We start from the raw sequence: 15,763 nt of genomic DNA on the forward strand, positions 1-15,763 counted from the left end.
CCCCATCGATCATGCATCCCGATACGCAAAGGCTTCGACGAGCGCGTCGACCACGACCCGCACCCTCGCCGTATGCGCCAGATCCTGGTGCAATACCAGCCAGGCTTCGTACGGCCTGGCGCGCTGCCGGTCGGGCCAGATTCGCACCAGCTCGGGGTCGCGAAGCGCGAGGTAGGCAGGCAGTTCGCCAAGCGCGAGGCCCGCGCGCACGAACGTGGCCAGCATCAGGCTGGAATCCAGTTCGGCCACGACGCGCCCCTCGGTCATGGGTTCGCCGGCCAGCGTGTCGTCCTGCTGTTGCGTGACGCCCGTCTGGTACCGGGCAATCTCGTGCCCGGCGAATTTGCTGCCGGGCCGGGGCTCGCCGAAACGGTCAAGATAGCGCCGTGTCGCATAGAGTCCGACCTCCCAGCATCCGAGCCGGCGCACGATCAGCTCGGGCTGGTCCGGACGCGACGTGCGCACGGCGATATCCGCTTCGCGCCGCGCGAGATTGAGCACGCGCGTCGTGGTGCTCATGATCACGCGCACGGCCGGGTGGCGGCACTGCAAGCGCTCGATCGCCGGCACCACGAAATCCACCGCCAGCGCGTCGGTCGTGGTCACGCGCACCTCGCCGGCCGCCAGCGCGTCGGCGCCTTCGCTGCGTCGCTCGAACGAGACGGCCATGCATTCCATGGCCTCGGCCGTTCCCAATACCTGCCGGCCGCTGTCCGTCAGCGTGAGGCCGCCGGTCGTGCGCAGGAACAGGCGGCTGCCCAGGTCGCGCTCGAGGCTGCCCAGCCGTCGCCCCACCGTCGTCTGATCGACGCCCAGCTGCTCCGCCGCGCCGCGCAGCGTGCCGGCGCGATGCACGGCGAGAAAGATTCGGACGTCGTCCCAGTTCATATCGATGGCCAGCCGATGCTGCAAATTTGCAGATCATATCTGCGAATTCATGCATTTTCACCTATTCGACGGATTCGTAACATGGCGCTCCTCTCTCAACCAAGCGTGCCGGCGGCGCCGGCATGCCCGGAGTCTTGTCATGCCACGACTATCCTTGATCCTCACCGTCGCGATGCTGAGCGCGTTCGGCCTCATCGCATCGGATGTGTATCTGCCCGCCATGCCGGACATGTCCATCGAGTTCGGCATTGCCGACTGGCAGATGCCGCAATCCGTCTCCGCCTATCTGCTGGTGCTGGCCGTCGCGCAACTGGCCTACGGCCCGCTGTCCGACCGTCACGGGCGCAAGCCTGTTCTGCTGGCGGGTATCGCGGTTTACATCGCGGGCTCGTTGGGCTGTGCATCGGCCGGCAGCTTCGCGGCCTTCCTGATCTGGCGCATGGTGGAAGCGTTGGGGGCCGCGTCGGGCCTCGTCATCGGCCGGGCCGTCATCGCAGACACCTGCGACAAGCGCACGTCCGCCAAGGTCTATGCGGTGGTCTATCCGCTCGTCTCGCTTTCGCCGGCGCTCGCGCCGGCCATCGGCGGTCATCTTGCCGCGGCAGTCGGCTGGCGTGCCGATTTCCTGTTCGTCGCGGCGTTCGGCGTGGCCGCTCTGCCGATGGTGCTCGCGTTGCTGCCGGAGACGCTTCCCGAAGGCGTTCGAATCCGGACGTCACCGTTCGCCGGATTTCGCGATGTGTTGCGTGCCCCCGCGTTCCGCCGCTATACGCTGGTGGTCTGCACGATCTATTGCGCGTGGTTCGTCTACCTGACGCAGTCTCCTTTCCTGTTCGCGCGGCAAGGCCTGAGCGAGGAACAAAGCGGCTGGCTGTACTTGCCGCTGACGGCCGGCATCATCTCGGCCAACCTGCTGGTCAAGCGCTTGCTCGACCGTTGGGCCTACGATCGCATCGTCGCGGCCGGCATCGCCTGCTTCGTGCTCGGCGGCATGGCCTTCGCGGCCGCGGCCGCGTTCGGGCTCGAGGGCGTCGCTGCGGTGGTGCTGCCGATGTGCCTGGTCAGCCTGGCCAATGGTTCTTCGCTGTCGCTGGCCGTTTCGGGTGCGGTCGCGGGTGAACACGGCCACTCGGCCACGGCATCGGGGCTCGTCGGCTTTTGCCAGATCGGCAGCGCGGCGCTGGTCGCGACGAGCGTGAGCGCGCTGTTCGGCACCAGTGGCAAGGTGCTGGCCGCGTCCGTTCTGGTGCTGGGGCTGTTGGCACTCTCGACATGCGTTCCGCAACGTCCGCGCATGCGTTCGGCAGATCCTGCATGACGCGCTTCATCCGGTGCGAACCCGGTCGTTCGGAACGGCTTGATTCGGTTCGGCCTCGGTATGGCGAATTGCTCGTCGTTCATGCCCGCAGGGCACTGTCTTGCGGCTCGGAAATGCAGGCTGGATGCCGGGTTTTTGCACGAATCCACTAAATCAGGTCGGCATTGTTCCGCATTCGTTTCTATGTATACTCGATCCCTCGAGGATCGGGGCGCATCGGGGGCAATCACCGCGCCCTGGCAAGCTTGGCCAAATACAGCTCAAACGAGTAGAACGATAATGACTGGCACTTACGACCCTGCGCTTGTCGTGCTTTCCTGTTTCCTTGCAATCTTTGCATCGTTCACGGCGTTGAATGTTTCAGACCGCCTGGACGTGATCGGGAATCGTCCCCTCGGCCCGTGGATCTTCTTCGGCGGCTGCATCATGGGGCTCGGCATCTGGTCGATGCATTTCATCGGCATGCTGGCGTTCAAATTGCCGATCGCCGTCGGCTACGACATTCCGATGACTATCGCATCGCTGCTTGTCGCGATCGGCACGTCGGCAATCGGGTTCATGCCGCTTTGCCGCTACGAATCGAGCTGGCCGCATCTGATCGCGGGCGCCATCGCGATGGGACTCGGCGTCGCCGGCATGCACTACCTCGGCATGCAGGCGATGGACATCTGTTCCGGCATTCGCTACCAGCCGTGGCTGGTCGTACTGTCGGTGGTCATTGCCATCCTCGCAAGCGGGGCGGCTTTATGGCTTGCATTCGATATGCGCCGCCACAGCACGCACCGGCTGACTCGCCGGGTCGGCTCGGCGATCGTGATGGGCGTTGCGGTTTGCGGGATGCATTACTGCGGCATGGCTGCCGCACATTTTGAAGCCGGCAGCTATCCGGTTTCCACGTTCCGCAATCTGCCGGCGCCGTGGTTGGCTGCCATCGTCGTGACATTCAGCCTGGTGATTTTCGCCGTGGCAATCGCCATTGCGGGATTGGATGCCCGAGCGAACGTGCGTGCTCGCGCACGGGCCGAGGCGATGCTGGCCGAGCATATCGATAGACGGGGCGCCGTTCGCTGATTGCTGTCCGGTATCAAGTCGGCGAAGCGTCGTTGTCGCAACAGGCTGCTTCGCTGCGTGTCGACGTCAAGGAGAAGGGCACCCGCATGAGTTCGCAGACTCCAGCCATCGCGCCGGCGCAAACCGCGCTCGTCGTCATGCATTACCAGACCGATATTCTCGGACTCTTTCCAGCGGTCGCGCCGGACTTGCTCGCCAATACGCGCAAACTGTGCGACGCAGCGCGGGCCAAAGGCGTCGGCGTCTATTTTGCGAACCTCCGGTTCAGTCCGGGCTATCCGGAAGTCAGCCCATTGAACCGGAATGGGCAGGGCATCAAACGGCTGGGTCTCTTCATCGACGACCGGACCGCGCCGGAGCTGGGCCAGCAGGCCAATGAACCGCTCATCGTCGCGCATCGCGCCAGCGTGTTCTTCGGTACCGATCTGGAGGTGCGGCTTTCCGAGCAGGGCGTCGATACGCTGATCATGGTCGGCATTGCGTCGACCGGTGTCGTGCTGTCGTCGGTCGCGTACGCGAGCGACGCGGACTATCGGCTGTATACGGTCAAGGATTGCTGTTACGACCCGGATCAGGTGGTGCATGAGCACCTGTTCTCCACGGCCTTCGATTCGCGCACGACGGTGCTGTCGCTCGCGGATGCGTTGCTGCTGCTCGCCTAGGGCCTGTTCACGCTAATAACGGGCTTGCGAACGTGCCTTGCCGGTCGTCCCCCAAGGGGACTTCCTTCGGGGCGCGTGCAAGGAGGGGGGAGCGCCGTTTGGCCGCGCCAAACAAGCGACGCGCGACGCCGCAATGCGGCCGGCAAGGCACGTTCCCCTGATTTGAAAAAAATCATTCGTGGGGCTGGCCGCCAGAAGGGCCGATCGCCGCGTCATGCTCCTTGCGAATACGTCGAGTATTCGCTGCGTCGCAATCCTCGCGCTCGGCCCTTCTGGCGGCCAGCGCAAGCCCGTTATTAGCGTGAACAGGCCCTAGCCATTGCGCAGGAACACGACGTAGCCGCGAAACCACGGATTCGCCGCGAGGTAGGGCGGCGCATCCCACTCGCCGCCTTCGACCAGGCCGATGCGGAACGGCAGTTGCAGCCGGGCGACGCGCGGGAGATAGGCTGCGTAAGTGGGGATCGTGCTGCGCCCCTGATAGGTCTGCACGACCACTTCGTCGACGATCCCTCTGAGCTGGTTGACCTGGCCGGTATCGATGCGGCTGCTCCAGTCGAGGAGCCCCGTGATGCTCAACCGGCAATCGGCGGGCAAGGTATCGCGCAGGGTCCGCAGGAACGACAGGTAGTCCTGAAGATGGCGTGTGCGCGCATCGAAGTCGATCTGGATGCCCGCGATCGTGCGGCCCGACGCACGCCAGCGCGCAAGCTGGGCCAGCATGATCTGCGTGACGCGCGGCGTCCACCGCAGCGTATGTGCGCGATAGACGAGCCAGATGCGCGCATTCGGCACGGGCGGCAGCGCGACGCCCTGGGCGATGAAGCGTACCTGCGCATCGTCCTGGGGCGACGCCTCGATCTGGCCTTGCAGCACATAGACGGTGCGCGCGCTGCGCACCACCGCGTGCGGCTTCACGCCTGCCCATAGCCAGAACGCGTCGTACTGCGCGGGATCGACCGTGCCGGCCAGCGCGATGCGCGCAAAGAGCAGCAACGCGGTGCACAAGATGCGCTTCACGCCGGGCTCACCAGTAGTACCTGAGCGTCTGCGCCCACTGGCTGCCCGGATAGCTGGCCTTCAGCGTATTGAACCAACGCTTGCGGGTGTTCTTCGGAACGTCCTTCCCGCCGCAATCGTTGGAGCCCGAGGGCGCATAGCATTTGATCGCCCGATAGAGCGCATAGGCGCGGTCGTTGGGGTTTGCCTGCGCATCGTCGATCACCGCCAGGTAGCTCGGCATCCGCTCGTACGGCTTGCCCTTGAACAGCGACGGCGCACTGCCGAGCGTCGGCGGCACGCGCGCGGCGCCGGCAGTCCCCGACGACGTCGAATAGTCGTCGAGCCCCGGAGCGGGCGGATGGCGGCGCACGAAATCGGCGAGGCAGTTCACGCCTTTCGCATCGCCGGGATTCTGTTGCAGCGCCGCCGCGATGTCGCGTGCGGACGGGCACACGTAGCCGTCCTCGTTCCTGGCGCCGGGCAGCGTGAACGGCTTCAGCGCATCGGAAGGCGCGTCGGGCACCAGCGCGACGTCCGCGACGAAGTCCGCGTAGTGCGCGCGCGTGAACTCCTTGTACAGCAGCGTGTACAGCGCGATGTCGCGCAGCGCGCCGCTGGTCGACTTGTTCTGTGCCTGCGCGCGCAGCAGGTCCGCATTGGCCGCGCGTTGCAGCAGGATGGCACGGATGGCGGCGTTCTGGACGGGGGAATCGTCGGCGAATGCCTCGTCGGCGAGGCCGGCCTGTTCCAGGTTCATCGCGAGTGCGAGTTCCAGCGCTTCGCGCTGGAAGCGGAGTTTCGCGAGCGGGATCAGATCGCGCCAGAGCTGCCGGGCCTTGTCGGCCTGGCCGCTGTCCTCCAGTGCGAACGCGCGCAGCGTCTGCTGGCTCAGGCCGAAGTAGTCGAGCGACGCGCCGGGCGCCTGCGGCAACAAGCCGAGCGCCGCGTCCGGTTTATGCCCGACGTAGACGTACCAGGTCGCAAGCAGGAAATCGTAGAGCGCGGGCATGCCGGCGAATCGCGGCTTCTGCGCCTGCAGTTCACCCAGCGCAAGCGGCTTGTCGCGGCTCGCGTCGCCGCTGTTCGACGTGCGCATGCGCAGCAGGTCGACGGTCGCCAGCATGGCGGGCGACTGGATCTGGCGCGCGTCGAATCCCGGCGTGAACAGCAGCTTGTTGTCGAGTTCGTTCGCCAGTTGCATGAGCGGCACGTTCGATGCCGTGGGTGACCAGCGTGCGAACGCCTTGTCGTAGAGATCGGCTTGCTGCGCGACGTCCCCGCCGAGCCAGGCGACGCGCCGCAAGAGCCCCGACGCGGAGGCCGCATAGCGTCCTTGCGGATAAATTCGCAAGTACGAGCGAAAGACCGTATTCGCGGCGTCGAGCGAGACCTTCGTCACGCGCTCGCGTGACGGCGTGGCGCCGTCGTTGTCGAAGGCATGGGCCTGCGCGGCGTTCAACTGCGCGCGCCCGGCCATATAGAGCCCGCTTTCCATCAGCCACGGGTTGGCGCTGCGCGATGTGCTCGCGAAGGCCTTGGTCGCGGCGAGGAAGTCGTAGCGGTAGAACGCGTTCGTGCCGTCGAGATAGGCCGCGAACTGCTGTCCGATCGGCGATTTGACCGCGGGTTTCGTCCACGCGGTACTGGGGGTGTCCGGGTCGCAGGTTTTCCGGGCGATATCGACGCGCGCGGCGCGCAGGCGCGCGGCTTCGTCGGCGGGGAGGTCCTTTGCGGCATTCAGTGCATTGCTGAACGCGTCGACGCCGGCATTCATGCTGCGGCAGATGCTGCCTTCGCCATCGGCGTATCGATTCGATGGGGCCGCGGCGTCCGACGCGTTGTTGGCCGTGTCGGGCTGCTTCTGGCCGATGTCGATCCATCCGGAGAAGTCGTACGAGAACGGCACGACGATCCGGCTCGCCCGGTCTGTCGGCGGGATGGTCTTCGGGTCCGGGAACAGCTGCGCGACCTTGCCGCTGTCGACCATGAGCAGCATCGCGTTGATGCGCGTGTCGTTGGCGGGGCTCAGAATCGGCATGCCGCCGCACGAGTAGGTGGTCTGCCGGAGCGTGACGGGCGAATAGCAACTGTAGTCCGAGCTTGCATGGGCACTGGAGATGCAAAGCAGGCTCGCCGCCAGCGAGGCGATCAGGTTTCGGTGCAGCAACGTGGTTCTCCGCATTATTCTTGTGCTGGGTGGAGTCGGGCGGATTCGAGGGTCCCGGCCATAGGTTCGAAACCGCCCGTGAAGGGCGTGCTTGCTCGGGGGAGCAATGGCAAAGCGCTTGATTTTATTGAATTTGGATTGCGGCTAGCAAGGGCGCAGGCTGGGTGGTTGTTGGTGGGGCTGCGACGGAGGCTGTGTGCCGGATCGGAAGGCGCACGATGCCGGTAACGGCACCAACGCATCCCGCACTCGCCGACGATGGACCGATATAAACCGACGCGGACGTGTCAGGAATTTCGTGTGCTGAGGCCGGTTAAAAATCTCAGCTGATGGCGGAGGTGAATCGCTCGCCGAACAGGATGGCGAACTGATTGACTGCTTGCCGCCAAGTGATAGGCGGCATCTTCCAATCCTTTTCGATGTTGCGCAAAGCCAGATACAGCAGTTTGCTGGCGGCTTCGTCGCTGGGGAAGTGGCCGCGATTCTTCACGATCTTGCGCAACTGCATGTGCATGCTCTCGATAGCGTTGGTCGTATATACGATTCGACGTACCTCGGGCGGATAGGCGAAGAAGGGTATTACCTGTTCCCATTGACGCTGCCACATGGCTGCGACGGTGGGGAATTTGCGGCCCCACTCGCTCTGCGCAAAGGCGTCGAGCGCCGCTGCTGCCGCCTCGGCCGTGGCGGCCTGGTAGATCGGCTTGATCGCGGCAGCCAGCGGCTTGCGGTCCTTCCAGCTCGCCAGATTCAGCGAATTGCGGATCAGATGCACGATGCAGGTCTGGATTTGGGCGACCGGATAGACCGCCTCGATCGCTTCGGGGAAGCCGCGCAAACCGTCGACCACCGCGATCAGGATGTCGTGCAAGCCGCGGTTCTTCAGCTCGTTGAAGACCTTCAGCCAGAACTTGGCGCCCTCGGTTTGCTCGATCCACAAACCCAGCACTTCCTTGCGGCCGTCGGCGCGGATGCCCAGCGCCAGATAGACCGCCTTGTTCTTGACCGTGCCTTCGTCACGGATCTTCAGCCGCAGCGCGTCAAAGTACACGATCGGATACATGGCCTCGAGCGGGCGCTGCTGCCACTGCTCGACGTCGGCCAGCACCTCGTCGGTGACCGTCGAAATCAGGTCGGGCGACACCTGCAGCCCGTACAGTTCCAGCAAATGGCCCTGAATCTCGCGCACGCTCATGCCGCGCGCATACATGCTGATGACGTGGTCGTCGAAGCCGGGCAGCCGGCGTTGATACTTGCCGACCAATTGCGGCTCGAACGTCGCCTGCCGGTCGCGCGGAATATCCAGCTTCAGTTCGCCGTTGGGCGTCAGGACCGTCTTGGAGCTGGTGCCGTTGCGGTGGTTGCCGGCCTTGCCTTGCTCGGTCTCGACTTCCAGATGGTGGCTCAACTCGGCCGCGAGCATGCGCTCGGCCAGCTGCTTCTTGAGCTGGCCGGCCAGCCCCGATTCGCCCAGGATCGACTCAGCATCCTTGCCCTGAACCTGGGCAAGCAACTGATCGATCAGCTCATCGGGAAACAGCTTCGGTGCCTTCGGGTTCTTGCTCTTCTTGGTCACTGTTGCATCGGTCATAGGACGTTAGTTCCGTTATCGTCTCATGACCTCGGCACACTAAAAATCTGACAGGCTCACCGACCCGGCCGCAAATGCGACCGGGCCGTCAATGCACGACCTTCGCGATACACCGTTCGGTTCCTCAATCGAAGCGAAAACTGAACGACATGACGCGTCAGACGGGCGCTCTTTCAAGCCTGAGTCAGCACACATTCACCAGCGCCGGGCCGACGCTCGAGCCGATACCCGCGATGTTCTGCTGCGGCGCCCAGCCAGAGCCGTCGTAGGTCGAGAACCAGACACCCTGGTCGCCGACGATGCCCTTCCAGGCCATGAACACCTTGCCGGCGTAGACGGTCAATGAGGGGCCGAAGCTCGTGCCTACGCCGGGCACGTTCTGCTGTGCCGACCAGCCGCTGCCGTCGAACGTGGCGAACCAGATGCCCTGGTCGTCGTTTATCCCCTTCCACGCAGCCAGGACCTTGCCCTGGTAGACCGTGAGCACCGGTCCGACGCTGGAAGCCACGCCGGGAATCTGCTGCTGTGGCGCCCACCCGTTGCCGTCGTAGGTCGTGTACCAAAGGCTCTGATCGCCTTCGACGCCTTTCCACGCCATCAACACCTTGCCCTGATAGGCCACCACGGAGGGCCGCTCGCTTGTGCCGACACCGGGCACGTTTTGCTGCCCACTCCAGCCCAGGCCGTCATAGGTGGCAAACCAGATGCCCTGGTCGCCGTCGACGCCTTTCCACACCATGAACAGGCGCCCTCCGAAGGTGGTCAGTGACGGGCCCACGCTGCTGCCGACGCCGGGGATGTTCTGCTGCGGTGCCCAGCCGTTGCCGTCATAGCTGCTGAACCACAGGCGCTGATCTCCCGCGATGCCTTTCCACGCCATGTGGATCTTGCCGTCGAAGAGCGCGAGCGTCGGGCCGATCTCGGTGCCCACGCCGCCCACGTTGCGTTGCGGCAGCCAGGCGTTGCCGTAGAAGCTGGTGAACCAGATGCCCTGGTCGCCTTCGATACCTTTCCACGCCATGAAGGGCGGTTGCGTGAGCGCCAACGCCGGCCCGACGCTGGTGCCGACGTTGTTGACGTTCTGCTGGGGTGCCCAGCCGTTGCCGTCGAAGGTGGTGAACCAGATGCCCTGGTCGCCTTGCACCCCTTTCCAGGCCATCAGCAAGGCGTCGCCCAGCGACACGAGCGACGGGCCCACGCTGGTGCCCACCCCCCCGATGTTCTGTTGCGGGGCCCAACCGTTGCCGTCGAAGCTGCTGAACCAGATGCCCTGGTCGCCCTGCACCCCTTTCCAGGCCATGTACAGCCGTCCATCGAAAACAGCCAGGGCGGGGCGGAAGCTCGTGCCGACGCCGGCAATGTTCTGCTGCGGCGACCAGCCGTTGCCGTCGAATGTCGAGTACCAAATGCCTTGGTCTCCGTCTACGCCCTTCCACGCCATCACGACGTTGCCGTTGAACGCAGCGAGCGCCGGACCGACGCTGGTGCCCACGCCGCCGATATTCTGCTGCGGTGTCCAGCCGCTGCCGTCGTAGACGGAGAACCAGATGCCCTGGTCGCCGTCGACCCCCTTCCATGTCATGACGACGTTGCCGTTGAACGCAGCAAGCGCCGGACCGACGCTGGTGCCTACGCCGGCGATGTTCTGTTGCGGCGCCCAGCTGTTGCCGTCGTAGACGGAGAACCAGATGTCCTGGTCACCTTCGACGCCCTTCCAGGCCATCAGTGTCCCGCCGTCGAACTCGGCGAGTGCAGGGCCGACGCTGGTACCCACGCCGGCGATGTTCTGCTGCGGCGCCCATCCGTTGCCATCAAAGGTCGAGAACCAGATGCCTTGGTCACCTTCGACGCCTTTCCACGCCATGACCGCATTGGTGCTCGCCTGGGTAACGAATAGGCGTTCGACGTGCTGGCCGGGACGCTTGGCGAGGGTGGTCGATGCGAGCGGCAAATTCGCCAGCAGCGCGGCGCCGTCCGGGCTGCCCCAGCCGGTGACCGCGTCGAAGCCGACGCCGGCCGAATAGCCCGCCGCCGTGCCGGCCGCATTGCTGCCCATGGTGATGTCGTTGCAGCCGACCGCGCCGAGCGGCTGGCCGTGGGTGTTCGGATTGGCCTGATACAGCAACGGCGTCAGGAAGCCGACCGGCTTGCCCGCCTGCCGCAGGCGGGCGATCAACGCGGCCCACAGCGGCGTGGCGGCGCTGGTGCCGCCCGACACCTGCGGCGTGTTCTGCGCCACCATGAAATAACCGGTGCTGCCGGCCGCGTTCGCGGCCACGTCGGGCACGATGCGGCCGTCCGGCGCGTGCGGATTGACCGACGGAATGTTGGCGGTTTGCCAGCTCGGCCGCGGGTTCATCGCACTGATACCGCCGCCGGTGCTGCCGCCCTGATCGCGACGCAGCCCATCGCCCTCGAACCACGCTACCTCGCTGCCGGTCGCGCGCGTCAGTGTGGTGCCGCCGACCGACAGCACATAAGGGCTGGAGGCGGGGAAGCTGACGTGCGCCTGTCCGTCTGCCACCTGGTCGTCCGAGCCGTCATCGCCGCTGGCCGCGCACACGGTGATGCCGACGGCCGCCAGCTCCTTCAGCGTCGCGTTGATCTCGTCGATTGCCTGCTGGGTCCAGATGTCCTGGCCTTCGGCCAGTCCGTAGCTGATGGACAGCACCGACAGCGTCGCGTTGTCGGTGATCGCGGCGTCGAGGATGTCGACCCAGCCTTTCTCGGTCCACTGGCTGAAGTAGACGACGATGTCGGCCTTGGGGCACACGCCGGCGATCACCTCGACGTCGAGCATGGTTTCGCCGATCGCGTCGGGGTCGTTCTTTTGCTGCGGCGGCAGCACATGGACATTCTTCACTGTCACGCCGGGGGTGGCGGGCAGGCCGCCCATTTGCACAAAAAGCTGCAGGTCATGGGGGAGGTACTCCCCGCCGAACTCCAGGATCCCGATGGTCTGACCGGCGCCGTCGCCGGCCGGGAACCGGTAGGCATCGGCAAGTTCCTGCGGCAGATACCATGGCCGTGCCTTGGCCGGCGGCAGCGCCCCGGCGGCCTGCAGTTCCATCAGCTTGCGGTGCTTGATCATCGGGCGGGAGTCCAGCCCGAACACGCCGGTGACGATGCCGTCGAGCGATTGCGGGATGTGGATTTCGCCAACGCGGCCGCGGTAGAGCCACGTGTCGTGCTTCACCCGGAACAGCTGCACGCCGAACGCCTTCTCCATCGCGTCGACCGGGCCGGCGACCTGCACGGCGCGTGTTGCCGTGCTCCTGGACGTCACCGTCAGGCCAAAGGAAGTCAGCACTTTTTCGACGGTGTCGAGATCGCCGGCTTCGGCGCCATACTTGCTGACCAACTCGTCATAGCTCATCGCCTGGCTGGGTACCGGCTCCGGCAGGGGGGTCTTGCGGCGCACCTTCACCGTGACTTCGCACCACTCGTGACCACTGGAACGGCCCAGCACCTGGGAACCGGGGCGCGGGTAACGTCGTGATCCCTTGAGCGGCAGGTAGGTAGCAGCACTGCTGTCAACCATGATTCGTTCTCCTTAATCCGTGATCGAGGGCTTGTTCAGGGTGAAATGGCGCTGTGCACAAGCCCATCGATCACAGCGCTTGATAGCGGGAAACATGCCGTGCACTTTCCAGGACCGGGGCCAAAGTTGATCGGCATCGCAGCGGGCAATACGATCCCGTTCAGCGAGACATGACGGTAGCGAGCCTCTTGCGCATGGCTGCCAACTGCCAATAAACCGAGGATGAGCGCCAGCATCCAATCAAAGAAGTATTAAGGAATGCATGGCCTGTTTCGCCTCTTTATCGATACGGCGGACGTGATTGCGCGCCAGTTCGGTAGCCGAAATATCGATATCCGGCATGCGCGGACAATGCCGGTCTGCAAGAGCCTTTTCCACATCGCTGCCATTTTCATTACTTCACTCCTGATAGCCTGGAGGCGCGGCGGCGAGACGTTCCAGAGCGCGCCAATTCCGAGCTGGAGGAACATGGCGCTACGGGGGGTGTCTAGAGTGCGCGCTGGAGGCAAGTGTCCATAGTCGCCACATTATTTTTTTATTTTCTTGTTTAATTACCGACTTTCCCCGGACACAAAGCAGGCCCACCGCAATGGATGAGAAGTACGTCTTTTTTTGTTCAAGTGCTATCAGGACATCGAGCAGTCCAGTCCAATCCGGTCGACGGATTATTTACCGCATCTTCGCAATGCGATGCTCCGCATACATGCACTTGCGCTACTGGCTTTGAATTGTGCAAACCGGCGACGAAAGAGGGTATGGGGGTCCCGCCTATCTTTGCAGTAGGCAATTTCTCACCGCCGGTTCGCGGCGTGCAGCTTGAAGTATGTCGCTAATGGGTTGGACGTTTCCTTCCATCGCAGTGGAGTCAAATCGATCCGTCCGCTGTCGCGCCCGAAGCCAGATCGGTTGCCTCCACCTGTGCACCGCTTACCTCGCCCAGGTTGACGGGGATGCGGCCGACGAAGCCTCCCGCTCCATTGCTCGTAAGCGTTTTCTGTCCTGTCTGGTGCGTCGTTGGTCCGCCTCCGCTATAGATGTCGTAGCTGAGTCGCACGGTCCCGGCAAAAGTGAACCCGTTGCCGATAACCTCGATGAATCGTCCTGCGTCGGCTACCGGGCGAAGCGTAATGGTTGGAACCGGTCGCGGGACAATCGGCGCCGGCCCGTTCCATGCGCCGGCGCCATTGACCCAGGCAACGTGCAGGGTCCCGTTGCCATCGACGGCAAACACGTCGGTCTGATTTGAAAGCCCGAACTGGTTCGACGCTGCGATGGCTGCGCCGGGAGGGAAGAGGCCCGCAGGACTGATCGGAGCCGGCCCGTTCCATCCGCCGGCGCCAGTGACCCAGGCAACGTGCAAGGCGCCGTTGCCGCCAACAGCAAACACGTCGGTCTGATTCGACAGCCCGAACTGATTCGACGCTGCGATGGCTGCGCCGGGAGGGAAGAAGCCCGCCGGACTGATCGGAGCCGGCCCGTTCCATCCGCCGGCGCCATTGACCCAGGCAATGTGCAAGGCCCCATTGCCGCCCACGGCAAACACGTCGGTCTGATTCGACAGCCCGAACTGGTTCGATGCCGCGACGGCCGCGCCGGGAGGGAAGAGGCCCGCCGGACTGATCGGAGCCGGCCCGTTCCACCCGCCGGCGCCATTGACCCAGGCAACGTGCAAGGCGCCATTGCCGCCCACGGCAAACACGTCGGTCTGATTCGACAGCCCGAACTGGTTCGATGCCGCGACGGCCGCGCCGGGAGGGAAGAAGCCCGCCGGACTGATCGGAGCCGGCCCGTTCCACCCGCCGGCGCCATTGACCCAGGCAACGTGCAAGGCCCCATTGCTGCCGACGACAAATACGTCGGTCTGATTCGACAGCCCGAACTGGTTCGATGCCGCGACAGCGGCGCCGGGAGGGAACAGGCCCGGCGGACTGATCGGAGCCGGCCCGTTCCATCCGCCGGCGCCATCGACCCAGGCAACGTGCAAGGCCCCGTTGCTGCCGACGACAAACACGTCGGTCTGATTCGACAGCCCGAACTGATTCGACGCCGCGACGGGCGCGCCGGAAGGGAACAGGCCCGCCGAACTGATCGGAACTGGCCCGTTCCATCTTCCGGCACCGTTTACCCAGGCGACATTCAGGGCGCCCTTGCCATCAACGAGAAACACGTCGGTCTGATCTGAAATGCCGAATTGATTTGACGCAGCCAACTTGACCATTTTTTTCCCCCTTCCCGTTCAATAACGTGTGGGGCGTCGCGCTTCGCTCTTGAAACGCCCTTGCCTATACTTTCGTTCAGGTCGAGTACGTCCGGCACTCCCATTTGGGAGGGAAATTGCCCTCGGAGCGGTGGCAAACATGACGCGCGTCGAAACAATCCATCAAGCGATCCGGCATGTCTATGAAGCGGCGCTTGCACCCGACGGCTGGTCACACGCAGGTATCGCCGTCACCGAGGCGACCGGGGCGCACAAGGCCATTTTCCTGGGGGTTTCGGCGGCGCCGGTACCCTGGTCGGCAATCACGACCGGCTTTGATGCCGAGTACGCGCGGCGCATGCAACGGAAATTCGAAACGCGGCCACCGAACTGGGTCAAGGCGATCCCGGTCGGGACGCCGCTGCGCCAGACTTCGTTTGTCTCGGATGGGGTATTTCGGCGATCGGATTTCTATTGCGACGCAGTGCGGCCGACCGGCGGATTTTATGGAATGCTCGCGCCGCTTGTTTCCGATCGACGCGTTTATTTTGTGGTGGGGCGCGATCTCGGCGTGGCCGATTTCAGCGACGACGATGTCGAGGCCGCCCGGTTGATCGTGCCGCATCTGACGACGGCGCTGCAGGTACAGAGTCGTCTCGCTGCAGCGGATCTCAGGACAAAAGAGGCATACGAAGTCATTTCGCGCCTGGAGTTCGGCGTGATCCTCCTCGACGCGAGGATGCGCCCGATTTTCGCCAATGGCCGCGCCGAAGCACTGGCGCGCTGCGGCGGCGGGCTTTTGCTCAATCGCAACGAAGTGTCCGCGGCGTCGCCCGCCGACGCCAGGCGCCTGCGCGACGCGATTGCAACGGCGGTCGGGTTGAATGCCGGCGGCCGAGATGCCAGTGAAGCCGTCGCGCGACCTTGGGCGCCGCTGAAATGCCATGTGTGTCGCGCTCCGCCACGTCTTCCACTGGTCGTTCGTGTGGTGCCGGTCTCTGCGTCGGACGTACCGAACGGAATAAGTACGGCCACACGGGTCATTCTGTTCGTGATGGAACCGGCCAAGCCGACGGAGATCGATCCGGGCTTCCTCGTCGCGGCTTTCGACCTCACACGGCGCGAGGCGACGCTCGCGGCGCTGCTCGCGCGCGGTCCGGACCTCGCCGAGGCGGCGTCGCAATTAGGCATAGGCCTGGGTACCGCGCGCGGTTATCTCAAGCAGATCCTCGCGAAGACGGACACGCATCGGCAGGCGGAACTTGTATCGCTGCTGCTTCGCGAGGGCATGCCGATCGTGCGTTGAGCGGGCGATGCAGCGTCCGG

Annotated in this window: 9 protein-coding genes and 1 pseudogene; 4 read left to right on the top strand and 6 right to left on the bottom strand. The window is 64.5% G+C overall.

Translation table 11 applies throughout. From position 1 onward, the window contains the following. Positions 1-9: 9 nt before the first annotated feature. Entirely contained in the window at positions 10-888 is an 879-nt protein-coding gene (locus B7P44_RS33480) for a LysR family transcriptional regulator (protein WP_084910683.1), read from the bottom strand. Between the two features lie 139 nt (positions 889-1,027). On the opposite strand from B7P44_RS33480, the gene B7P44_RS33485 reads away from it, so the two are divergent. The 3 genes from B7P44_RS33485 to B7P44_RS33495 all read left to right on the top strand — a co-directional run bounded on the left by B7P44_RS33485 (position 1,028) and on the right by B7P44_RS33495 (position 3,939). After that, on the top strand, positions 1,028-2,206 hold the full coding sequence (locus B7P44_RS33485; protein WP_084910320.1) for a multidrug effflux MFS transporter: 1,179 nt from the start codon (positions 1,028-1,030) through the stop codon (positions 2,204-2,206). 279 nt (positions 2,207-2,485) lie between these two features. Continuing rightward, positions 2,486-3,277 carry an MHYT domain-containing protein gene (locus tag B7P44_RS33490; protein ID WP_162296947.1) on the top strand — a complete coding sequence of 264 codons (792 nt, stop codon included), beginning with the start codon at positions 2,486-2,488 and terminating at the stop codon, positions 3,275-3,277. A gap of 86 nt (positions 3,278-3,363) precedes the next feature. Further along, positions 3,364-3,939, top strand: coding sequence for a cysteine hydrolase family protein (locus tag B7P44_RS33495; protein WP_084910685.1), 576 nt, complete (start codon positions 3,364-3,366; stop codon positions 3,937-3,939). A 312-nt stretch (positions 3,940-4,251) separates the two neighbouring features. Here B7P44_RS33495 and B7P44_RS33500 read toward each other — a convergent pair whose 3' ends face one another. The 5 genes and pseudogenes from B7P44_RS33500 to B7P44_RS33525 form a co-directional block, all read right to left on the bottom strand. Beyond that, positions 4,252-4,959, bottom strand: coding sequence for a DUF3142 domain-containing protein (locus B7P44_RS33500; RefSeq protein ID WP_084910322.1), 708 nt, complete (start codon positions 4,957-4,959; stop codon positions 4,252-4,254). Positions 4,960-4,966: 7 nt separating this feature from the next. After that, complete coding sequence (locus tag B7P44_RS33505) at positions 4,967-7,123, bottom strand: PA5441 family protein (protein WP_084910323.1); 2,157 nt, start codon at positions 7,121-7,123, stop codon at positions 4,967-4,969. Between the two features lie 307 nt (positions 7,124-7,430). Beyond that, positions 7,431-8,699 carry an IS256 family transposase gene (locus tag B7P44_RS33510; protein ID WP_084908594.1) on the bottom strand — a complete coding sequence of 423 codons (1,269 nt, stop codon included), beginning with the start codon at positions 8,697-8,699 and terminating at the stop codon, positions 7,431-7,433. 184 nt (positions 8,700-8,883) lie between these two features. After that, a complete protein-coding gene (locus tag B7P44_RS33515) occupies positions 8,884-12,240 on the bottom strand; it encodes a S8 family serine peptidase (protein WP_084910324.1) in 3,357 nt (1,118 codons plus the stop codon). A gap of 1,150 nt (positions 12,241-13,390) precedes the next feature. Further along, positions 13,391-14,458, bottom strand: a pseudogene (locus tag B7P44_RS33525) (beta propeller lectin); the annotation flags it as partial. A 139-nt stretch (positions 14,459-14,597) separates the two neighbouring features. On the opposite strand from B7P44_RS33525, the gene B7P44_RS33530 reads away from it, so the two are divergent. Continuing rightward, on the top strand, positions 14,598-15,743 hold the full coding sequence (locus B7P44_RS33530; protein ID WP_084910326.1) for a helix-turn-helix transcriptional regulator: 1,146 nt from the start codon (positions 14,598-14,600) through the stop codon (positions 15,741-15,743). Positions 15,744-15,763: the final 20 nt, after the last annotated feature.

It is taken from the genome of Burkholderia ubonensis subsp. mesacidophila (assembly GCF_002097715.1).
Classification (GTDB): domain Bacteria; phylum Pseudomonadota; class Gammaproteobacteria; order Burkholderiales; family Burkholderiaceae; genus Burkholderia; species Burkholderia mesacidophila.